This is a genomic window from uncultured Sphaerotilus sp. (assembly GCF_963924895.1).
GTDB lineage: Bacteria > Pseudomonadota > Gammaproteobacteria > Burkholderiales > Burkholderiaceae_C > Sphaerotilus.
In genome coordinates this window covers 1-20363 of sequence record NZ_CAWURG010000008.1, presented here as the reverse complement: position 1 = coordinate 20363, position 20363 = coordinate 1, and the positions used below count along the sequence as shown (strand labels likewise).

The following is a 20363-nucleotide window of genomic DNA, read 5'->3' as shown; positions in this document are numbered from 1 at the left end:
ACCATGACCACCATCCACTGTCTGGCCCGATGGGGTGTTTCCTCTGCACTGGCTGCGCTGGTGTTGTCCACGGCCGGCTGCGGCGGCAGCGCCGGGGCGGCCGGTGACACCGGCTTCGGCGGCGGGACAGGCTCCGCATTCACCACGGCCGCCCAGCCGCTCTACACCGCCGTCCCCGACACCTCCATCTGCCGCGCCGGCACGCTGACCGCCGCGGAAAAATCAGGCGCGCTCGCCACGGTCAACGCCATCCGCGCCGCCCACGGCCTGGCCGCCGTCGCCTATGAAGCCGCGGGCGACGCCGAGGTGATGCAGATCTCGCTGATGTCCGTCGCCAACAGCGCGCTCAGCCATGCGCCGCCGAGCAACTGGAACTGCTACAGCGCCGCTGGCCAGCAGGGCGCGACCAGCAGCAACCTGTACCTGGGCGGCCCGAGTGCCTTCCTGACGCTGGCGTCCTCCGCGTCGATCCTGGGTGGCTGGCTGGCCGACGTCGGCAGCGAGGCCACGCTCGGCCACCGCCGCTGGATGCTCGATCCCTTCCTGAAGCAGATCGCCTTCGGCCGTGTCGACGCCGAATCCGCCAGCGGCGTGCGCACCACGGCCGCCGCACTCAAGGTCATCTACGCCGCCGACGACGCCGGCCCGGTCACGCCCGACTACGTGGCCTACCCGGTCGGCAACTACAAGAAGGCGTATTTCCAGGGCAACCCCATCCTGTCGTTCACCGCCATCGCCGACAAGTCGAGCCGCACGGCCAACGGCATCGCCAAGGTCGATTTCGGCGCCGCGACGGTGTCGGTGGTGCCGCGTGGTGGCGCGGCGCTGGCGGTCAGCAGCGTGTCGCCCGACTACGTGGGCTACGGCGTGCCGAACGTCCTGCGCTTTCGCGCCACGGGCATCACCGCCGGGGTGTTCCACGACGTGACGGTGGCGAATGTGCGGGTGAACGGCGTGCTGCGCAGTTACAGCTACACCTTCCGGCTGGTGGATTGAGCCGAGCCGAACCGAGCTTCGACGCTACCTTGTCCACCATCCCTGTGGATAAACCTGTGGGGAAGGGGTGGCGAAGCGTCGCAAGTCCTTGTCGGGCAACGGTTTATGTTGGATTGCACGGTTTTGAGGCACTGTGGTGGACCTCAAAGCTGGACCACGGTGACGAGTGTCTGCAGCAAGAAGTCTTGCGGAAATGACGCCAGCCCTTGAGCGTCGCGCATGTGCCAGACCGAGGCGCAGTGTCACCGGCTGACCGGGCGGCGTGTCGGGGATGGGGATGCGGTCCACCGGACAGCGCAGGTGGGCGTCCAGCACCGCTTCAAGCAGGTCAACGCCTTGACCGTGGCCCCGGCCTTCACCGTTCATATCCGCAAGAAGCTGGCGCTCGATCAGCGCGAGGCCGCTGGCTGCCATCTTCGGCGGCGGCGTCAATGCCTTCTCGCGCTACGAAACCGGCAAGACCCGCCCGCCGCTGGCCTTGGTGAAGCTGCTGAAGCTGCTGGACCGGCACCCGGAGTTGATGGACGAGGTGCGGTCGGCGTAGATAAGCTTGCGTCCGCTCGCACCCAGGCTGCTACGCCTATTGATTTATCCCTTTTAATGTATATTTAATCCAATGTCTGCCCATGAAAAACCGCTCGAATGGATCGCGAGCAGCCACAAGGATCTGATGGCGTTGCCCGAGGATGTGCGGCGGTTTTTCGGCTTTGCTCTGTCCCTGGCGCAAGCGGGTGACCAGCATGACGCAGCCAAGGTGCTGAAGGGCTTCGGCGGTGCTGGTGTGCTCGAAGTCGTGGAAGACGATGCAGGCGGGACGTACCGCGCCGTGTATACCGTCAAGTTCGATGAAGCCGTGTTTGTTCTGCACTGTTTTCAGAAGAAGAGCAAACGCGGCATCGCTACCCCGAAGGCCGACACGGACATCATTCACGCGCGACTCAAGGTCGCCGAAGCCCGAGCCAAGGAGCTGAAAAATGCAAAATCAAACCATTGATGGTGTCGAGGTCATGCGCAGTTCCGGCAACGTGTTCGCCGACCTCGGCTTGCACGACGCCGAGAAGCTCAAGATCAAGGCGGGCCTCGTGATCGAGATCCGCAAGGCGATGCGGCTGCAGGGCCTGACCCAGCAAGAGGCGGCCAAGCGCATGGGCATCACGCAGCCCAAGGTGTCGGACATGATGCGCGGCGACTTCTCGAACCTGTCCGAGCGCAAGTTGATGGACTGCTTGAACCGACTGGGCTACGACATCGAGATCAAGGTCCGACCAGCGGCTCAGCCAGTCGGACACTTGGTGTTGGCCGTGGGTTGAAGGCTCAACCCGTGTTGCGCAACCCCGCCGCCACCCCGTTGATCGAGATGTGAATCCCCCGCTGCAACCGCTCCAGCGTCGCGTCACCCGCCGTCTTCGCATCCGCCGGCCGCTGCCGGTAGCGGCGCATCAGCTCGACCTGCAGGTGGTTCAGCGGGTCGAGATACGGGAAGCGGTGCTCGATCGAGCGGGCCAGCGTCGGGTTGGTCGCCAGGCGCTGGGTGTCGCCGGTGATCAGGTTCAGCGCGTCATTCGTGCGCTGCCACTCGGCTTCGATCGCGGCGAAGATCCGCTTGCCCAGCTTCTTGTCCTCGACCAGATCGAGGTAACGCGCCGCGATGCGCAGGTCGGTCTTGGCCAGCACCATGTCCAGGTTCGACAGCAGTGTGCGGAAGAATGGCCAGTCCTTGCACATCTTCTGCAGCAGCGCGAGCCGCTCGGCGCGCTGCTGGTCGGTCTTGCCGTTGGCCAGGTAGCTCTCCACCGCCGAGCCGAAGCCGCACCAGCCTGGCAGCGCCACGCGGCACTGACCCCACGAGAAGCCCCAGGGGATCGCGCGCAGGTCCTCGATCGCGCGCGTGGCCTTGCGTGAGGCCGGGCGCGAGCCGATGTTCAACTCGGCGATCTCGCGGATCGGCGTGGCGCTGAAGAAGTAGTCGGTGAAACCGGGGGTCTCGTAGACCAGCGCGCGGTAAGCCGACATGCTGGCCAGCGAGATCTCCGCCGCTGCGTCGAGGAAGCTGCGCGGCGCGCTCTTCGTCGGGTGCAGCAGCGTGGCCTCCAGCGTGGCGGCGACCAGCGTCTCCAGGTTGCGCAGACCGATCTCCGGGTGTGCGTACTTGGAGGCGATGACCTCGCCCTGCTCGGTCAGGCGGATCTGGCCGTTCACGGTGCCCGGAGGCTGCGCCAGGATGGCCTGGTAGCTCGGGCCGCCGCCGCGTCCCACCGTGCCGCCACGGCCGTGGAACAGGCGCAGCGTGATGCCGTGGCTGCTGCCCAGCGCGTCGAACAGCTCGACCAGCGCGAGTTCCGCCGCGTACAGCTCCCAGTTGCTGGTGAAGAAACCGCCGTCCTTGTTGCTGTCGGAGTAGCCGAGCATGATGTCCTGCTCCGCGCCCGAGCGCTGCACCAGATCGGCGACACCGGGCAGCGCGTAGAACTGCTGCATGATCGGCGCGGCGTTGCGCAGGTCGCCGATGGTCTCGAACAGGGGCACGACGATCAGGTCGTTGCGCGCAGCGCCGCTGTCCAGCGTGCCGCGCAGCAGGCCGACTTCCTTCTGCAGCACCAGCACTTCGAGCAGGTCGCTGACGTCCTCGGTGTGGCTGATGATGTAGTGGCGCAGCGCGTGGCGGCCGTAGCGGGCCAGCATGGTGCGGGCCGTCTCGAAGATCGCCAGCTCGCTGCGGGCGTGGTCGGAGTACTCGGCGCCGATCACGCGCAGCGAACGCGCGTCGTTCAGCACGCGCATCAGCAGCTCGCGCCGGCTGGCCTCGTCCAGCGCGCTGTAGTCGGCCTCGATGCGCGCGGTGCGCAGCAGCTCGGCGACCACTTCCTCGTGCTTGTCCGAACTCTGGCGCAGGTCGACCGTGGCCAAGTGGAAGCCGAACACCTCGACTGCGCGCATCAGCGGCGCCAGCCGCGGGGCGATCAGGGCCTGGGCGTGGTGGTGCTTCAGCGAGGCCTCGATCACCTTCAGGTCGGCCAGAAACTCGTCCGACGACGCATACGGGTTCTGCGGCGCGACGGCGTGGCGCAGCGCCTCGGTGCCGGTCAGCGCTTGCAGCGTGGCGGCCAGCCGGGCGTAGACGCCGATCAGGGCGCGGCGATAGGGCTCGTCCTCGCGGTGGGCATTCTGGTCGGGCGAGCGGGCGGCGAGCGCGGCCATCTCGGGCGTGATCGGCGCCAGCAGCAGCGACATCGACAGCTCGGCGCCCAGTTCGTGCGCCTCGGTCAGGTAGTGGCGCAGCGCGGTCTCGCTCTGGCGCGACAGGGCGAGCTGCAGCGTCTCGGCGGTGACGAAGGGGTTACCGTCGCGGTCGCCGCCGATCCAGTTGCCCATGCGGAAGAAGTTGGCGATCGGCCGTCCCGGCAGCGCGTTCTCGACCTCGCGGTACATCTTCGGGATCTGGCGCAGGAAGGTGCTGCGGTAGTAGGACAGCGCGTTCTCGATCTCGTCCGAGACGGTGAGCTTGGTGTAGCGCAGCATCCGCGTCTGCCAGAGCTGCGTCACGCGGGCGGTCAGCATGGTCTCGTTGTCGCTGCGCTCGCGGGCGGTGTGCAGGCCGTCGCGCTCGCCGATCAGCTCGGCCACGGCGCGCTCGGCGTCGAGGATGGACTTGCGCTGCACCTCGGTCGGGTGCGCGGTCAGCACGGGCGAGATGTGCGCGTGGTCCAGCGTGCGGGCGATGTCGTCGGCGCGGATGTCGGCATCGGCCAGGCGCTCGAAGGTCATCGCCAGCGAGCCTTCCTGCAGGTGGCCCTGGCGCTCGTGCACGTCGCGGCGGCGCACATGGTGGCGGTCCTCGGCGATGTTGGCCAGGTGCGAGAAGTAGCTGAAGGCGCGGATGACGCTGACGGTCTGGTCCACCGAGAGGTTCTTCAGCAGGCGGTCGAGCGCCTTGCCGGCGGTCGCATCCTGCTTCAGGCGGTAGGCGACGGAGAGCTGGCGGATCTTCTCGACCAGCTCGTAGGCGGCCTTGCCTTCCTGTTCGCGGATCACGTCGCCGAGGATGCGCCCGAGCAGGCGGATGTCCTCGACGAGCGGGCGGTTCTTCTCGGCCGCGTCGGCCGGGGAGCCGGTCTCGACCACGGTGTCTGGAGCGGCAACGGAGCCGGACGAGCGGGAACGGGCGGCGCGTGGCATTGAAACCTCGATGTCAAAAGATTGGTAATCTGGTTACGCGACAAATTTTAGCATCGCGTATTTTGGACGTATGACGAATTCAGCAAGTTCGGGGCCAGCGCCGATGCGGGAGAATGTCGGGATGCATACACCGCCGCTCTCCTGCACCATCGCCACCCGAGAAAGCCGCCTGGCCCTGTGGCAAGCCGAACACGTCCAGACGCTGCTGCGCGAACGTTTCGGCTGGACCGTCGACCTGCTGGGCATGACGACCCGCGGCGACCAGATCCTCGACCGTGCGCTGTCCAAGGTGGGCGGCAAGGGCCTGTTCGTCAAGGAACTCGAAGTTGCGCTGGAAGAGGGCCGCGCGCACCTGGCCGTGCATTCGCTCAAGGACGTGCCGATGGAGCTGCCCGCCGGTTTCACGCTGTGCACCGTTCTGGAGCGTGAAGACCCGCGCGATGCCTGGGTGTCGAACCACTTCGAGTCCGTGCAGGTGCTGCCGCTGGGCGCGAAGGTCGGCACGTCGAGCCTGCGCCGCGTGGTGCAGCTCAAGGCGGTGCGGCCGGATCTGGACGTGCAGCCGCTGCGGGGCAACCTCGACACCCGCCTGCGCAAGCTGGATGAGGGCCAGTACGACGGCATCGTGCTCGCGGCGGCGGGGCTGAAGCGGCTTGGGCTGGCATCGCGCATCCGGGCGGTGATCGACCCGGCCGTGATGCTGCCGGCGGCGGGGCAGGGCGCGCTCGGCATCGAGGTGCGCACCGAGAATGTGGCGCTGCGCGAGGCGCTGGCGACCCTGATCGACACGCCGACTTGGCTGGCGGTGCACGCGGAGCGGGCCGTGTCGCGCGCGCTGGGCGGCAGTTGCAGCATGCCGCTGGCCGCGCACGTGACCTGGCGTGGCGCGACGATGGTGCTGGAAGCCCGCCTTGGACACCCGACCGATGCCGCGCAGCCGCTGCTGATGGCGCAGGTTGACGGCCCCGTGACCGACGTGGCCGGTGCCGAGGCGCTGGGCCTGTCGGTCGCGCATCTCCTGCGCGATGGTGGCGGGATGGCCTATCTGGCCGCAGCCGAAGCGCTGGCGGCGGCCTGACCCGATGCGCGTCACGGTGGTCGTGACCCGGCCGCAGCCACAGGCGGACGACTGGGTCGCGCGCCTGCAGGCACTGGGTCAGGCGGCCTGCGCCTTGCCGCTGATGCGCATCGAACGGGCGGCTGCCTTCGACGCGGACGTAGCGCGCCGCTGGGCGGAACTGGCCCGGCACCGGCTGGTGATGTTCGTCAGCCCGAACGCGGTGCTGGCCTTCTTCGCGGCGCGGCCAGCCGGTCTGCGTTGGCCGGACGCGACACTGGCGGGCGCCACCGGGCCGGGCACCGTGGCGGCGCTCCGCTCGCAGGGCGTGGACGTGGCCTGCATCGTGTCGCCACCGATGGACGCCGCGACCTTCGACGCCGAATCGCTCTGGACCCATGCGCTGGTGCAGCGCGACTGGGCCGGGCAATCGGTGCTCGTCGTGCGGGGTGAAGACGGTCGGGACTGGCTGGCCGACACGCTGGCCCGCGCCGGGGCGTCGGTCTCGTGTCTGGCGGCCTATCGGCGCGGACCGCCCGTGTGGCCGGGCGTGCTGGCCGACACGCTGGCCAAGGTGGCGGCACAGCCGGCGCGGCACGTCTGGCTGTTCAGCAGCTCGCAGTGCATCGCCCACCTGCTCGCGCCGGATGCGCCGTCGGCGGATGCGGCCTTGCGCGCAGCCGTGCTGGCCATGCCGGTGCTGGCCACGCATCCGCGCATCGCCGAGACGGCGCGGCTGGGCGGCTTTCAGCGGGTGGTGCCGGTGACGCCGGATCCGGCTGCGGTGGTCCGGGCGGTCGCGTCCTGGGACGATGGAAAGTGTCCGCAGTTGTGATGCGTTGCACGGCCGTCATGCCCCGTCGATACAATCAGCGCAGCGGGATGAACACTTCGGACCCGCACTGCCTGTGAACGATCAAACACTACCTCCCACCGGCCCTCCCGCCAGCGCCGACGCTTCTGCTCCGACCCCGGAGGTTCCGGTCGTGGTACCTCCTCCGGTCGCACCGCCGCCTGCCGCGGCCGTGCCGATGATCGTGCACGCTGCGCCGGCCCATGTCGCCCTGCCGTCGTGGGTCATGCCCGTCGGTCTGGTGTTGGCGCTCGTGGCGGGTGGCAGCCTCTGGATGGGCTGGGAAACGCAGCAGCGGGTGCACGCGCTGGAGATGGAACTCGTCAAGCGCCAGCAGGGCAGCAGCGAGCAGGCCTCCGAGGCGCGTGTGCTGGCCAAGCAGGCCGAAGACGTTGCCCGCGACGCCGCAGCCAAGGTGGCCCTGATGGACGCACGCGTGTCCGAGGTGTCCCTGCAGCGCGACCAGCTCGACGACCTGATCCTGTCCATGTCCCGCTCGCGCGACGAGAACGCGGTGTCGGACATCGACGCCTCGATCCGCGTCGCGGTGCAGCAAAGCTCCATCACCGGCAGCGCCGAGCCGCTGATGGCCGCACTGCGCAACGCCGACGATCGCCTGGCCCGCATCAGCCAGCCCCGGCTGGAGCCGCTGCGCCGCGCCATCGCCCGCGATCTGGACCGCGTGCGCGCGGTGGCGGTGCCCGACATCGGCTCGCTGCTGATCAAGCTCGACGAGGTTGTCCGCCTGGCGGACGAGTTGCCGCTGGTCTCGCAGTCTGCGACCACGGCGCGTGCGGTGGTGTCCGCCCAGCGCGCGCAGGCCCAACAGACGGCGGCGTCCGCGCCGCAGCGTGCCGACCTGCCGGTGTGGCGTCAATGGCTCATGGACTGGGAGCGGCCGGTGCGGCTGGTCTGGGACGAGGTCAGCAGCCTGCTGCGCGTGACCCGCATCGACCGGCCCGAGGCCATGCTGCTGGCGCCCGAGCAGGGCGTGTTCCTGCGCGAGAACCTCAAGCTGCGCCTGCTGAACGCGCGCCTGTCGCTGCTGTCGCGGCAGCCCGAATCCGCGACGGTCGACCTGCAGAGCGCGCAGCGCTCGCTGCAGACCTACTTCGACGGAACCGCCCGCCGGACCCAGATCGCCACGGATCTGCTGCGCACAGTCACCTCACAGAGCCGCCTGGTGGGCATCCCCCGGCCCGACGAATCCCTCGCTGCCACCGCTGCCGCCGTGGCAGGTCGCTGAAGGGGGCCGGTCATGCGTCAAGTGGTCTGGTTGCTGCTGCTTTTTGCCGTCGCCGTGCTGGCGGCGAGCACGCTCGGGGCGAACGACGGTCTCGTGTCCATCTACTGGACGCCGTGGCGGGTGGACGTGTCGATCAATGTCTTCGTGCTGGTGATGCTGATGCTTGGCGGCGCGGGCTATGTCGTGATCGGCGCGGTGTCGAGTCTGGTCGGCCTGCCCGAGCGGGCCAAGGCCTGGCGCACCCGCCAGCGCGAACACGCTGCGCAGAAGGCGCTGCGCGAGTCCTTCTCGCTACTCTTCGCCGGCCGCTACGGCCGTGCGCACAAGGCGGCGCAGCAGGCGCTGGAGATCCAGGCGCAGTCCTCGGACCTGCGCATCGAGCCGGATTTTGCCGTGCTGGCGCATCTGGTCGCGGCCAACAGCCTGCACCGCCTGCAGGACCAGCCGCGCCGCAACGAGGAACTGGCCAAGGCGCAGGCGCTCATCGCCAACCTGCCGGGCGGCTCGGCGGTGGGCGAGGGCGCACGGCTGCTGGCGGCGGAATGGGCCGTGGACGACCGGGATGCCGACCGTGCGCTGGACCAGCTCGCGCTGCTGCCGGCGGGCGTGGCCCGGCGCACCCATGCGCTGCGGCTCAAGCTGCAGGCCTCGCGGCTGGCCCGTCAGCCGCTGGAAGCGCTCAAGACGGCGCGCCTGCTGGCCAAGCACCAGGGCTTCACGCCGGTGGCGGCGCAGGGGCTGTTGCGCTCGCTGGCCGTCGAGGCGCTGGACACCGCGCGCGACGCCGACCAGCTCCGCCGCACCTGGCTGCAACTCGACAGCGCCGATCGCCGCGATCCCTATGTGACCGCCCGGGCGGCCCGCCGTGCCGGTGCGCTGGACGCCCTGTCCGACGCCCGCGGCTGGCTGCGCCCGCACTGGGAGAATCTGTCGCAACTCGGCGAGCGCGAGCGCTCCGATGTGCTGGATGCCTTCGCCGAGGTGCTGCCGGGTCTGCCGCCGGACTGGCTGCCGCTGCTCGAATCCAGTGTCGAGTCGCTGCCGCAGGATCCGCAACTGGCCTTTGTGGTCGGGCGCGCGATGGCCGAGCGCCAGCTCTGGGGGCGCGCACACCGCCTGCTCGAATCGGCCGCCCAATCGCCCCACGCCGATGGCGTGCTGCGCATGAAGGCCTGGCGCGCGCTGGCCGAGATCGCCGAAGTGGAGGGCGACGAGGAACTGGCGCACCGGTGCTACCGCGAGGCCGCAAAAAATTCGTGAGTTCACTTGCCAACCGGCAAGGAATCACGCCATAATCTACCTCTCAGCGAAATTTGAGCGGCTGTAGCTCAGTTGGATAGAGTACTTGGCTACGAACCAAGGGGTCGTGGGTTCGAATCCTGCCAGCCGCACCAACAACAAATTTCGCCGACGGATGAGGGTGCATTGCAATCCTTTTCCATGGCGGCTGTAGCTCAGTTGGATAGAGTACTTGGCTACGAACCAAGGGGTCGTGGGTTCGAATCCTGCCAGCCGCACCAACCATTCGTTCTAGAACAACGGGGTAGCTCCAGATGGGCTGCCCCGTTTTTCTTTGCCTGCGCGCCACCTTTGCATGACGCTCGGTCAGTGATCAGTCGGCCCGCGCTGCACCGCGGTGTCGGGGACGATGGCCATCTGGGCAGCCTTGATCGGAATATTGGGCGGTGTTCAAATTGTCGGTCCGACAAGGAGACGCCCGATGCATGCCCCACGTTCCGCTGCCACCACTCCCGCCACGCTGATGAGTGGCAGCGACTACCGCGAATCGCTGCGCCGTCGGAGGCCGACCGTCTATGTCGATGGCCGCCGCGTCGAGTCGGTCGCTGACGAGCCCTCGCTCGCCCCCGGCGTCAACGCGCTTGCCTACACCTATGACTTCGCGCGTGACCCGAAGTTTGCTCCCGTCGCACTCGCCACCCAGGCCAGCCGCGGCAAGGTGGTCAACCGCATGCTGCATGTCAACGAGTCGGCGGGTGACCTGCTCAACAAGCTCGAAGCCGTGCGCCTGTTGTGCCAGGAGACCGGCTGCGCCCAGCGCTACCTGGCCCACGACGCGCTGAACGGGCTGGCCCAGGTCAGCGCGCGCATCGACGACGCCAGAGGCACGACCGAGCACCGCGCCCGCTTTGCCGCCTTCCTGGCACGGGTGCAGGACGAAGATCTCTCGCTCGGCATCGCGATGACCGACGCCAAGGGCGACCGCAGCAAGCGGCCCCACCAGCAGGCCAACCCCGACACCTACGTCCACGTGGTCGAGCGCAACGGCAAAGGCATCGTGATCAGCGGGACCAAGGCCATCGTCACCGGCGCGCCCTACATGCACGAACTGCTCGTCATGCCGAGTCGCAACATGGGCCCCGAGGATGCCGACTTCGCGGTGTGCTGCGCGGTCCCGGTCGACGCGCCCGGCCTCACCATCGTCGCGCGGCCCGCGGGTCGTCCAGGCGAGAAGCTCGAGCATGGCAGCGCGCTGTTCTCGCGCAAGTACGGACAGTCGACGGCCGTCGTCATTTTCGACCAGGTCTTCGTGCCCTGGGAACGTGTGTTCTATGCCGGCGAATGGGAGCACAGCAGCACCCTGACGTACAGCTATGCCACCCACCACCGGCACAGCTGCATTGCCGCGCGCGCGGGCTTCGGCGATCTGCTGATCGGTGCGGGCGCCTTGATGTGCGAGGCCAACGGCTTCGATCCCGGCGAGAAAAGCCAGCTGCGCGAGCCGATGGTCGAGCTGATCAAGATCACCGAAGGCTTCTACGCCTGCGGCGTGGCCGCGAGCGTCTACGGCACGCAGGACCCCTACTACGGCAACTTCATGCCCGAGCCGGTATTCAGCAACATCGGCAAGCTGCTGCTCGCAACCCAGATCTACGACATGCACCGCCTCGCGCATGAGGTCTCGGGGGGGCTGATCGTCGCGCTGCCAGGCCCGGACGAGGACCACAACCCGGCCACCGCGGCGACGCTGTCCGAGGTGCTGCGCGCCAACCCGAGCGTGCCCTACGACAAGCGCATCGAGGTCGCGCGCTTCATCGAGGACCTGACCGCCTCCTACCAAGGCGGCTGGTACTCGGTGATCAGCCTGCATGGCGGCGGCTCTCCGGCGGCGATGAAGCAGGAGATCTGGCGCAACTATCCGGTCGGCAGCAAGGTCGAGCTGGTCGAGCGGCTGCTGCAGCGGGGTGTGCTGCATGACGAGACGCGCGCCATCACGAAGAACCGGCAGCCCGGCCGTTGTTGCGACCAGGGCTGCACGGTGCCGGGCCAGCCGGTGATGGTCGAGATGCCGACGCTGCGACCGCCGAGCGGTGGATCAACCGCTGCTTGAGTCTGGACCGATCGGCGTCGCCTGGCGCGCCGGCTGCGGTGCCTGGAGGGTTCATCAGGCGATCGTCTGCCGGTCCAGGCGCGATTTCAGCACCAGATCCACCACCGGCTGCTCGCGCTTGTTCGCCCGCTGGCAGTGGTCCTGCTGGAAGTGGTCCGTCACGCGGATCACCACTTGCGCCCAGCGTCGATCGCGTTCGCGCCAGGCGTGCGACGAGATCGATTCCCAGGCGTAGCCATTGAACACGGTCGCATTGACGAAGTGGTCCAGCGCCCGCACGCCGGCGCGGCCGCGGGCGTTCGGCCCGAACAGGCCGATCCACACCAGCATCAGATAGCCGCATACCGCCATCGGCACCACGGCGCACATCAGCAGGAAACCCGCCAGCCGCTCCTTCATGCAAGGGCCTCGGCGGCGGATGCCGTGCGCCGGAACAGCCGCAGCCGCACGCCATTGGCCGAGCGGATCGTGAGCCGCCCGACGGGCTGCGGCACATGCCCGGGCACGGCCTCCAGGCGGTGGTGGCGCACGAGTTGCGCCAGGATCAGCGTGGCTTCCTGCAGCGCGAAGGCCGCGCCCATGCACACCCGCGGCCCCATGCCGAAGGGCAGGTAGGCCTGCTTCAGCGCCTCGCGCGAGGCGTCGCCGTCGTAGCGGTCCGGGTTGAAGGCGTCTGGTTCGGGCCAGAGGTCGCGGTGGCGGTGGATCAGCCAGGGGGCGACCACGACGGTGGCGCCCGCGGGCACCTGCTTCTTGCGCATCGAGCAACTGCTGGCGGTCTGGCGCGCCACGAAGCCGACGGGCGGAAACAGCCGCAGCGTCTCGCGGAACACATTGCGGGTCAGCGTCAGGTCCTTCATGTCGCCGAGTTCTGGTGCCCGCGCGCCGAGCTGGGTGGCCACTTCGGCCTGCACCCGCGCCTGCACGTCTGGCGCCTGCGCCAGCAGGTGCGTGGCCCAGGTCAGCGCGCTGGCCGAGGTCTCGTGGCCCGCCAGGAAGAGCATCGCCACCTGGTCCACCAGCGCCTCGAACGAGAAGGGCACACCGCTCTCCGGATCGCGTGCGTCCAGAAAGGCGGCAAGGATGTCCTGCCGCGTCGACGGGCAGCCGCCCCGGTGCGCGGCGTAGCGCGGCCGGATCAGCGTCTCCAGCAGTCCGCGGATCTCGCGTGCGGCGCGCCGGCTGCGCCAAGCGTCCCACGGCCAGCGCAGCCAGCGCTGGCCGAAGAGCGAGGGCATCATCAGCCGCGGCACCTGCGCCTGGAAACGCGAGAAGGCGTCGAACACGCGGTGTGCGTCCGGGCCGGTCATGGGCTCGGAGAAGATCGTGCGGAAGATGATGTCGGCCGTCACGTGGGTCATCTCGACTTCGAGGTCGTGCTCCGCGCCGTCCGGCAGCGCGGCCAGACGGGCCAGCATCGCGTCGGTCGCCTCGCGCATCACGGGGAAGGCCACGTTCAGCCGCGCCTGCGCGAAGGCGGGGTCCATCATGGCGCGCTGGCGCTGCCACTGCGCGCCGTTGGTGGTGAAGATGCTCTCGCCGAGCAGCGGCTGCAATGCCTCGCCGAGCAGGGCGCTCTTCGGGAAATTGCCGTCCGTGTCCTGCAGCACCTCGCGCACCAGCGCGGGCTCGTTGACCATGTAGAGGTCCAGCCCCGGCAGGTGGACCTCGCCCATCTGCATGCGGTAGCTGCGCTCGTAGAGCGCATCCAGCCACGAGCGCCGGGCGCTGAAGAACATCAGCAGCCCCGAGGCCTTGCTGGTGCGCGGACGGGGGTAGGCGGGGCAGAAGTGGGTCGGCGGCGTCATGGGCGTGTTCATCGTGCGGCGTGGCGGGCCTGTTCGAGGTGCGCCTCGAAGGGCAGGGGTCCGTACAGCAGCGTGTACAGGTCGAAGTTGCCGGCCCGGTCGGGCGTCATCAGGTACAGGAAATGCGCCTGCACCTTGTCGCGGCGGATCGCCGCCCAGCGGCGGGGCTCGTACATCTGGAAGAAGCGCGCCGCCAGCCGCACCGGCATTGCACTGGCAGCAGGCGGCGCTTCACCGGCATTGGCCAGCGGGTGGGTGCGGTAGAAACACAGCGGATCGATCAGCGCCGTGACGTCCAGCCAGGCCAGCTGCGGATGCGCCACCAGCCGTGCCAGCGCCGCCCGGAACGCCGAGGCGCGCGGCAGCAGGGCCAGCGCCGGGTAGCACTGGCCCATCGTCAGCACGGCGGTGCGGCGACCGGCCTGCAGCGCCTGCCAGCGCGGATCCTGCAACAGCCCGTCGACGACGCCCACGGTCAGCAGCGTGCCGACGCTGTGGCCGGCCAGCACGACCTCGTCGACCGGATCGGTCTGCTGCTGCGCGATGATCTGCTCGATCCAGGCCTGCGTGCGCGCCTCCAGGGCGGTGGCGCTGCCCCGGCTCATGTGGCGCACGAAGCCGTGGATGCGTGTCAACCAGAACAGCCCGAACCGGTCCGCCTGGACCAGCACGACGCGCGCCGCCAGCAGCCCGAGCACCATGGCCAGCGCGGCACGCGGGCCGGTGGGCACCACCTCGACCGCCATCGCGGCCCAGCCCACGCCCGCACCGGCCAGCAGCGCCCCCAGCACGCCCGCGATCGGCAGCAGGCTGGTGAGCAGCGAGGTGGAATGGGTGCGCCGCAGCCGCCCGAGGCCCATCTCGAACAGCATCGCCGCGTACACCGCCACCATCTCGCGCAGCAGCACCAGCGGCTGGCGGCTCCAGTGGGCGCGGATGATGTCGTCCCAGCCCATGAAGACCTGTTCGGTGAAGACCGCCGGGGCGGCGGGGTCCTCGCAGGCGGGCGTCGGCGTCCACTGGACGGGCCAGCGGTGGGTGTGGGGATCGGTGTCGGAGCGCTGGCGGGTGCCGGTGTTCACCAGCGCGCCAGAAGGTTGCGGGCGGGCGCCCTGCTCGCGGAAGAGGCGGTGGTAGTGGCCGGCGCCACGCGGGTCGAAGCCGCTGAAATAGTGCACGCGGCGGCGTCGGATCGGGGCGGCGGCAGAGGCAGAAGGCTGGGACATCACCTCGCCATCTTGGCCCGGACCGCTCGGCCGCGATCGGCCGAACTTGAGCGGAAAAACCGCTGAAAACTAAACGCAGGAGGGATCTGCGGGCCGTGCTCAGGCCTTGCGCGGCGGATCCGGCAGCAGACAGGCCTCGGTCACCTGCAGGTCGTTGTCGCGGGCGAAGTTCATCACGAAGTCCCAGGCCATCGGCTCCAGCTCCTTGAGGGCTTCATTGACCACGACGCACTTGACGCTGCCCAGCGAGGTGGGGATGCAGTAGGGCGAATAGCCGATCGCGCCACCCAGGCCGCCCATCTGGCCACCCGGACGAAAGCAGGACATGGCGCCGGCCAGCCGCTCCGCCCAGTCGCTCGGCCGGAAGGTGCGGCCATCGCTGGTGGTGCCCTGGATGAAGACTTCGCGTGGTTTGATGGGAATGTTGGTCGTCACGTGCTGCTGCCTGCTGCCTTGCTGTGACAAGCTCGGTCGGTTGCCACGTAAACCCGTATTGTGCTGCACCGCAGCAGCCCTGTGGCAGAGCGAGTCCGTCGGCGCGCGCCGAGTATCGCCGCTGCCACTGTCGGTCGGCTGTCAACGGCATTCCCTACAATCGCCCAGGCGCCGACTCCTTGACGGCGCCTTTGTTTTTTTTCAGCCCCCTTTGCCTCCCTGCTGGAGAACCCACCGATGTCCGCTGCCCCTGTCTCGATCGCCGAACCCCATGTGATGACCACCTACGGCCGCCTGCCGATCGCGATGTCGCATGGCCGAGGCTGCCGAGTCTGGGACACCACCGGGCGCGAATACCTCGACGGCCTCGGCGGCATCGCCGTGAACACGCTCGGCCACGCGCACCCGAAGTTCGTGCCCGCGCTGCAGGAGCAGATCGCCACGCTGATCCACTGCTCGAACTACTACCACGTGCCCGGCCAGGAACAGCTCGCCGCGAAGCTGGTGGAACTGTCCGGTCTGACCAACGTCTTCTTCTGCAGCACTGGCCTGGAAGCCAACGAAGCCGCGCTGAAGCTGGCGCGCAAGTTCGGCCACGACAAGGGCATCGAGCGCCCGGAAATCATCGTCTACGAGAAGGCCTTCCACGGCCGCTCGATCGCCACGCTGTCCGCCACCGGCAACCCGAAGGTCCAGGCCGGCTTCGGCCCGCTGGTCGAGGGCTTCATCCGCGTGCCGATGAACGACCTGGCCGCCGTGGAAGCCGCCGTGCGCGACAACCCGAACGTCGTCGCCGTGTTCCTGGAGACGATCCAGGGCGAGGGCGGCATCAACGCGGCGCGCTGGGACTACCTGAAGAGCCTGCGCGCGCTGTGCGACGAGCGCGACCTGCTGCTGATGCTCGACGAGGTGCAGTGCGGCATCGGGCGCACGGGCAAGTGGTTCGCGCACCAGTGGGCCGGGATCGTGCCGGACGTGATGCCGCTGGCCAAGGGGCTGGGCTCGGGCGTGCCGATCGGCGCGGTGGTCTGCGGGCCGCGCGCTGCGAAGATCTTCCAGCCGGGCAACCACGGCACCACCTTCGGCGGCAACCCGCTGTCGATGCGCGCCGGCATCGAGACGCTGCGCATCATGGAAGAAGACGGCCTGATGGAGAACGCCGCCACGGTCGGCGCCCACTTGAAGGCCGGCCTGCTGCGTGAACTCGAAGGTGTGGCCGGTGTCACCGAGGTACGCGGCTACGGGCTGATGATCGGCATCGAGCTGGACCGCCCCTGCGGCGAGATCCTGACCCGCGCGATGGACGCCGGCCTGCTGCTCAGCGTCACCGCCGACCGCGTGGTCCGGCTGGTGCCGCCGCTGATCCTCACCGCTGCCGAGGCTGACGAGATCGTCGCCATCCTCTGTCCGATCATCAAGAATTTCCTCGCCGCGTGATGCGGCCGTTCCCTCCCATGAAACCAGGCATGAGTCTCATGAAGCACTATCTGCAATTCAAGGATCTGCGGGCCGAGGAATACAGCTACCTGTTCGAGCGCGCGCGCACCATCAAGCGGCGCTTCAAGAATTACGAGCGCTACCAGCCGCTGGCCGACCGCACGCTGGCGATGATCTTCGAGAAGGCGAGCACCCGCACCCGCGTGAGCTTCGAGGCCGGCATGTACCAGATGGGCGGCTCGGTCGTCCACCTGACCACGGACGGCAGCCAGCTCGGCCGCAGCGAGCCGATCGAGGACTCGGCGCGTGTCATCAGCCGCATGGTCGATCTGGTGATGATCCGCACCTTCGAGCAGACCAAGATCGAGGCGTTTGCCGCGCACAGCCGCGTGCCGGTCATCAACGGGCTGACCAACGAGTTCCACCCGTGCCAGATCCTGGCCGACCTGTTCACCTACCTCGAACACCGCGCGCCGGTGGGGGCCGAGGGGTATGACATGAACAGCCTGAAGGGCAAGGTCGTGGCCTGGGTGGGTGACGGCAACAACATGGCCAACACCTGGCTGCAGGCGGCGGAGATCCTGGGCTTCACGGTCCACGTGAGCACGCCGGGCGGCTACGAAGTCGACCCCAAGGTGGCCGGCATCCGCTCGACCGACTGCTACAAGGTCTTCGACAACCCGCGCGAGGCCTGCCGCGGCGCCGATCTGGTCACCACCGACGTGTGGACCAGCATGGGCTACGAGGCCGAGAACGAGGCGCGCAAGACCGCGTTTGCCGACTGGTGTGTGGACAGCGAGATGATGGCGCTGGCCCGACCCGATGCGCTGTTCATGCACTGCCTGCCCGCGCACCGCGGCGAGGAAGTGGCGGCGGATGTCATCGACGGGCCGCAGTCGGTCGTCTGGGATGAGGCCGAGAACCGGATGCATGTGCAGAAGGCGCTGATGGAGTATCTGCTGATCGGGCGGATCGGCTGATCCCCCGCCGCCGCCGTCATTCCCGCGAAAGCGGGAACCCACCTCCGGCAGGCACAGGCCGGATCACGCCGCCAGCAGCGCATCCAGCGGGCTGCGCGTCGTGCCGGCGGCCATCTTGAGCACATGCGTGTAGATCATCGTGGTGCTGACATCGCTGTGGCCGAGCAGTTCCTGCACGGTGCGGATGTCGGTGCCAGCTTGCAGCAGGTGCGTCGCGAACGAGTGGCGCAGCGTGTGGACCGATACCGGCTTTGCGATGCCCGCTTCGGTCACTGCCAGTTTCAGCGCCCGTTGCAGGCGCTGCTCATACAGGTGATGGCGACGGATCACGCCTGAGCGCGGGTCGGTGGCGAGTGTCGGGGACGGAAATACCCAGAACCACGCCCAGGTTTCACCTGCTCGCGGGTATTTGCGGTCCAGTGCGTGTGGGGTTTCGACGCCGGGTTGCTGTGCGGCTCGGTCTGCTGTCCAGACCGCTCGGGCCTTGTCCAGTTGCGCGGACATCGGCGCCACGAGTACCTGCGGCAGCATCACGACACGGTCTTTCCCGCCTTTCGCTTCACGGACGGTGATGACCTTGCGGGGGATATCCAGATCCTTGACGCGCAGGCGCAGGCCTTCCATCAGGCGCATGCCGGTGCCGTAGAGCAGGCGGGCGAGCAGGCCGGTTTCGCCTTCGGTACGCGAGAGCAGGGCGGCCACCTCGTCGATCGTGAGCACCGATGGAATACGTGGTCGAGCGGTCGGCCGCGCCATGTCGTTCATCCAGGGCAAGTCCATGCCCAGCACTTCGCGGTACAGGAACAGCAGCGCCGACAATGCCTGTCGATGTGTTGAAACCGACACGTTGCCATGTGTCGTCATGTGGGACAGAAAGGCTTCCACCTCAGCGCCGCCCATGTCGCGGGGATGGCGCATCTGGTGGAAGCGGATGAATGTCTTCGTCCAATGCACATAGGCTTGTTCCGTTCGCAAGCTGTAGTGCAGGTAGCGGATGCGCTCGCGCAACTGGTCCAGCAAACGGGTTGCCACCAGTGGCGGATGATTGGCACTCGTGGATCGGCGAGGCTTGTGGTTCATGGCGCCAGTCTGCGGATGCAGCGCCTGGCGTCAATCACTCCGAATGGGGATGTCGCCAGTAGACTGGTGCAGCGGTGTCCGGGTATGCTGCCAGCGTCGTCTGACGGCGTAACTGGTTACGCCAGCAGTGCAGGCTTTGGGGTTGTTTTTACGGGGGGCAAACCATGCAAGACAGGGAAAAACTTCAATCCTGGCGCGGACTTGCGTTCCGTAGTCCGCAAGCTGATACGCAGCATCAAGCTTGTTACGCCTGCAAGGCGTGACGTCGATATTACGTTAGACGCCTCAAACACCATGGCTCGCAATGTTGAAATCAAAGCGCGAATCGAGAGTATCGAAGCGCTCGCAGTTGTCGCTGCGAGACTCGCCACTGAAGGGCCGTTCGAGATCGACCAAGACGACACGTTCTTTGCCTGTGAAGTCGGTCGCCTAAAATTGCGCGCATTCTCCAAGACTTCGGGCGAGCTCATCTTCTATCGTCGAGCGAATCAGCAAGGTCCGAAAGAGTCGTTCTACGTGCGCTCGCCAACGTCAGAACCAGATTCACTTCGCGAAGCGCTGACACTCGCATATGGCCAAGCCGGTCGGGTCCAAAAGCACCGCACACTATTCCTTCTCGGCAGAACACGAATTCACATCGATCAAGTTCAAGGCCTTGGGTACTTCCTAGAACTCGAAGTGGTGCTCAACGAAAGTGAGTCGCCAGAGGTTGGCGTCCTTGAAGCCACCGAGATCATGGGCAGGCTCGGTGTACAACAACATCAATTGCTTGAAGAAGCCTATGTCGATCTGCTGGCAAGAAGAGGCGCCTAACCCTTCCATCGAGGGGATGCCCAAAAGGCTACGCCTTTTTGGCACCCCTCATGTCAAACGTTAGGCCGCAGAAATCGTGAACTCCGAAGACTCCTTCCTATTGCAACTCGCTAAGGCCATACAGACATGGCTGTGGATCGAGGGTGAGTTGTACTCTCTCTACTCCATGTTCATGCAAGGAGCGAACTCTCATCTCATCTCGGCGACATTCAATAGCATCCAAAGCGTCGACGCCAAGCTTGCACTCCTAAATTGTTGCTTCACCCTCGTGTTTGAGCGGGGTAGCGACGATCTCAAGTCATGGAGAAAGCTCGTCGGAAAGTTGGAGAAACTGAACAAGCAGCGCAACAAGATTGTGCACGAGCCTGTTTCATTGCACTATTCGAGGGGCGTGCTTTCTGAAGTGAAGATTGGCCCGTCTTACTCGAACTCCCTCGCCTTGGCAAAGGGACAAACTACCCACCAAGGTAAACCAGTTGTTTCCGCAGACTACGACCCATCAAAGGTCTATATTCTGGAAGATCATCGCCTCACCCAAACCGGAGTGTCGGCCCTAGAAAGAACGTTCAAGGCTGCGGCACTTGAGATGCGCGCGTACCGTGAGTTGGTCGCGCCGAAGGTGGCGTCTGCACTTCAAGCGGCCCAGAAACCACGCAAATGAATCTGCGGCCTAACCATTCGCTCAACCGGACCCATTGCGGCATGCGGCAAAAGGCCCGCCATTTCATTCTGGGCCTTTAGCCACATACCGCAACGGTCCGGTTAGCTCAAACTACAAGGGCTTCCCCATTCGTCAAGCAAAATTTGAGCGACCACCCGCGCAGCGGGTGGGGTTTCAAGTATTGTCAAAGCCGACCAGCCAAACTCTGATCAGGCGGAAGAAAACAACAAGTTGCGGACTGGCCAA

General features: G+C 67.2%; 18 protein-coding genes, 2 tRNA genes and 1 pseudogene. 15 read left to right on the top strand and 6 right to left on the bottom strand.

Features of this window, described 5'->3' with window-relative positions:
* Positions 1-3: 3 nt before the first annotated feature.
* From AABN02_RS03370 to AABN02_RS03355, 4 genes and pseudogenes are all read left to right on the top strand, one after another.
* Positions 4-996 carry a CAP domain-containing protein gene (locus AABN02_RS03370; RefSeq protein WP_338413506.1) on the top strand — a complete coding sequence of 331 codons (993 nt, stop codon included), beginning with the start codon at positions 4-6 and terminating at the stop codon, positions 994-996.
* A 321-nt stretch (positions 997-1317) separates the two neighbouring features.
* Positions 1318-1540, top strand: a pseudogene (locus tag AABN02_RS03365) (type II TA system antitoxin MqsA family protein); the annotation flags it as partial.
* A 72-nt stretch (positions 1541-1612) separates the two neighbouring features.
* A complete protein-coding gene (locus AABN02_RS03360; protein WP_338413505.1) occupies positions 1613-1990 on the top strand; it encodes a type II toxin-antitoxin system RelE/ParE family toxin in 378 nt (125 codons plus the stop codon).
* Positions 1971-2306: a helix-turn-helix transcriptional regulator gene (locus tag AABN02_RS03355; RefSeq protein ID WP_338413504.1), complete on the top strand. Its 336-nt coding sequence runs from the start codon at positions 1971-1973 to the stop codon at positions 2304-2306. Before AABN02_RS03360 ends, AABN02_RS03355 begins: the two co-directional genes overlap by 20 nt.
* A 4-nt stretch (positions 2307-2310) precedes the next feature.
* On the opposite strand, the gene ppc is transcribed toward AABN02_RS03355, so the two are convergent.
* Positions 2311-5172 carry a phosphoenolpyruvate carboxylase gene (gene ppc / locus AABN02_RS03350; protein WP_338413503.1) on the bottom strand — a complete coding sequence of 954 codons (2862 nt, stop codon included), beginning with the start codon at positions 5170-5172 and terminating at the stop codon, positions 2311-2313.
* A 121-nt stretch (positions 5173-5293) separates the two neighbouring features.
* Here ppc and hemC point away from each other — a divergent pair, with 121 nt between their 5' ends.
* From hemC to AABN02_RS03315, 7 genes are all read left to right on the top strand, one after another.
* Positions 5294-6250: a hydroxymethylbilane synthase gene (gene hemC / locus AABN02_RS03345; protein WP_338413502.1), complete on the top strand. Its 957-nt coding sequence runs from the start codon at positions 5294-5296 to the stop codon at positions 6248-6250.
* A 4-nt stretch (positions 6251-6254) separates the two neighbouring features.
* A complete protein-coding gene (locus tag AABN02_RS03340; protein ID WP_338413501.1) occupies positions 6255-7064 on the top strand; it encodes a uroporphyrinogen-III synthase in 810 nt (269 codons plus the stop codon).
* Positions 7065-7215: 151 nt separating this feature from the next.
* The gene (locus tag AABN02_RS03335; protein WP_338413500.1) at positions 7216-8328 is read left to right on the top strand and encodes a uroporphyrinogen-III C-methyltransferase; all 1113 of its coding nucleotides are present in this window, start codon (positions 7216-7218) and stop codon (positions 8326-8328) included.
* Between the two features lie 12 nt (positions 8329-8340).
* Positions 8341-9588 carry a heme biosynthesis HemY N-terminal domain-containing protein gene (locus AABN02_RS03330; RefSeq protein WP_338413499.1) on the top strand — a complete coding sequence of 416 codons (1248 nt, stop codon included), beginning with the start codon at positions 8341-8343 and terminating at the stop codon, positions 9586-9588.
* A gap of 57 nt (positions 9589-9645) precedes the next feature.
* A tRNA-Arg gene (locus AABN02_RS03325) sits at positions 9646-9722 on the top strand.
* Between the two features lie 49 nt (positions 9723-9771).
* Positions 9772-9848: transfer RNA gene (locus AABN02_RS03320), tRNA-Arg, on the top strand.
* Between the two features lie 200 nt (positions 9849-10048).
* Positions 10049-11677 (top strand): 4-hydroxyphenylacetate 3-hydroxylase N-terminal domain-containing protein, encoded by a 1629-nt coding sequence (locus tag AABN02_RS03315; RefSeq protein WP_338413498.1) that lies wholly within the window; start codon positions 10049-10051, stop codon positions 11675-11677.
* A 54-nt stretch (positions 11678-11731) separates the two neighbouring features.
* On the opposite strand, the gene AABN02_RS03310 is transcribed toward AABN02_RS03315, so the two are convergent.
* The 4 genes from AABN02_RS03310 to AABN02_RS03295 all read right to left on the bottom strand — a co-directional run bounded on the left by AABN02_RS03310 (position 11732) and on the right by AABN02_RS03295 (position 15146).
* On the bottom strand, positions 11732-12076 hold the full coding sequence (locus tag AABN02_RS03310) for a hypothetical protein (protein WP_338413497.1): 345 nt from the start codon (positions 12074-12076) through the stop codon (positions 11732-11734).
* On the bottom strand, positions 12073-13485 hold the full coding sequence (locus AABN02_RS03305; protein ID WP_338413496.1) for a cytochrome P450: 1413 nt from the start codon (positions 13483-13485) through the stop codon (positions 12073-12075). The genes AABN02_RS03310 and AABN02_RS03305 overlap by 4 nt, the downstream gene beginning before the upstream one ends.
* An 8-nt stretch (positions 13486-13493) precedes the next feature.
* Entirely contained in the window at positions 13494-14711 is a 1218-nt protein-coding gene (locus AABN02_RS03300) for a hypothetical protein (RefSeq protein WP_338413495.1), read from the bottom strand.
* Positions 14712-14810: 99 nt separating this feature from the next.
* Positions 14811-15146 (bottom strand): DUF3579 domain-containing protein, encoded by a 336-nt coding sequence (locus tag AABN02_RS03295; protein ID WP_338413494.1) that lies wholly within the window; start codon positions 15144-15146, stop codon positions 14811-14813.
* A gap of 237 nt (positions 15147-15383) precedes the next feature.
* Here AABN02_RS03295 and AABN02_RS03290 point away from each other — a divergent pair, with 237 nt between their 5' ends.
* A complete protein-coding gene (locus tag AABN02_RS03290; protein WP_338413493.1) occupies positions 15384-16583 on the top strand; it encodes an aspartate aminotransferase family protein in 1200 nt (399 codons plus the stop codon).
* Between the two features lie 17 nt (positions 16584-16600).
* Positions 16601-17563 carry an ornithine carbamoyltransferase gene (argF, locus tag AABN02_RS03285; RefSeq protein WP_179634324.1) on the top strand — a complete coding sequence of 321 codons (963 nt, stop codon included), beginning with the start codon at positions 16601-16603 and terminating at the stop codon, positions 17561-17563.
* Positions 17564-17626: 63 nt separating this feature from the next.
* Here the strand turns inward: argF and AABN02_RS03280 are convergent, their stop codons facing one another.
* Positions 17627-18643 (bottom strand): integron integrase, encoded by a 1017-nt coding sequence (locus tag AABN02_RS03280; RefSeq protein ID WP_338413492.1) that lies wholly within the window; start codon positions 18641-18643, stop codon positions 17627-17629.
* A gap of 294 nt (positions 18644-18937) precedes the next feature.
* Here AABN02_RS03280 and AABN02_RS03275 point away from each other — a divergent pair, with 294 nt between their 5' ends.
* Together AABN02_RS03275 and AABN02_RS03270 are read left to right on the top strand one after the other, a co-directional pair.
* Positions 18938-19456 carry a class IV adenylate cyclase gene (locus tag AABN02_RS03275; protein WP_338413531.1) on the top strand — a complete coding sequence of 173 codons (519 nt, stop codon included), beginning with the start codon at positions 18938-18940 and terminating at the stop codon, positions 19454-19456.
* A gap of 76 nt (positions 19457-19532) precedes the next feature.
* Positions 19533-20117: a hypothetical protein gene (locus AABN02_RS03270; protein WP_338413491.1), complete on the top strand. Its 585-nt coding sequence runs from the start codon at positions 19533-19535 to the stop codon at positions 20115-20117.
* Positions 20118-20363 lie beyond the last annotated feature (246 nt).

Coding starts and splice junctions, on each gene's coding strand:
- AABN02_RS03370 (WP_338413506.1), top strand. CDS start 4: ATGACCACCATCCACTGTCTGGCCCGATGGGGTGTTTCCTCTGCACTG.
- AABN02_RS03360 (WP_338413505.1), top strand. CDS start 1,613: ATGTCTGCCCATGAAAAACCGCTCGAATGGATCGCGAGCAGCCACAAG.
- AABN02_RS03355 (WP_338413504.1), top strand. CDS start 1,971: ATGCAAAATCAAACCATTGATGGTGTCGAGGTCATGCGCAGTTCCGGC.
- ppc (WP_338413503.1), bottom strand. CDS start 5,172: ATGCCACGCGCCGCCCGTTCCCGCTCGTCCGGCTCCGTTGCCGCTCCA.
- hemC (WP_338413502.1), top strand. CDS start 5,294: ATGCATACACCGCCGCTCTCCTGCACCATCGCCACCCGAGAAAGCCGC.
- AABN02_RS03340 (WP_338413501.1), top strand. CDS start 6,255: ATGCGCGTCACGGTGGTCGTGACCCGGCCGCAGCCACAGGCGGACGAC.
- AABN02_RS03330 (WP_338413499.1), top strand. CDS start 8,341: ATGCGTCAAGTGGTCTGGTTGCTGCTGCTTTTTGCCGTCGCCGTGCTG.
- AABN02_RS03315 (WP_338413498.1), top strand. CDS start 10,049: ATGCATGCCCCACGTTCCGCTGCCACCACTCCCGCCACGCTGATGAGT.
- AABN02_RS03310 (WP_338413497.1), bottom strand. CDS start 12,076: ATGAAGGAGCGGCTGGCGGGTTTCCTGCTGATGTGCGCCGTGGTGCCG.
- AABN02_RS03305 (WP_338413496.1), bottom strand. CDS start 13,485: ATGACGCCGCCGACCCACTTCTGCCCCGCCTACCCCCGTCCGCGCACC.
- AABN02_RS03300 (WP_338413495.1), bottom strand. CDS start 14,711: ATGTCCCAGCCTTCTGCCTCTGCCGCCGCCCCGATCCGACGCCGCCGC.
- AABN02_RS03290 (WP_338413493.1), top strand. CDS start 15,384: ATGTCCGCTGCCCCTGTCTCGATCGCCGAACCCCATGTGATGACCACC.
- argF (WP_179634324.1), top strand. CDS start 16,601: ATGAAACCAGGCATGAGTCTCATGAAGCACTATCTGCAATTCAAGGAT.
- AABN02_RS03280 (WP_338413492.1), bottom strand. CDS start 18,643: ATGAACCACAAGCCTCGCCGATCCACGAGTGCCAATCATCCGCCACTG.
- AABN02_RS03275 (WP_338413531.1), top strand. CDS start 18,938: ATGGCTCGCAATGTTGAAATCAAAGCGCGAATCGAGAGTATCGAAGCG.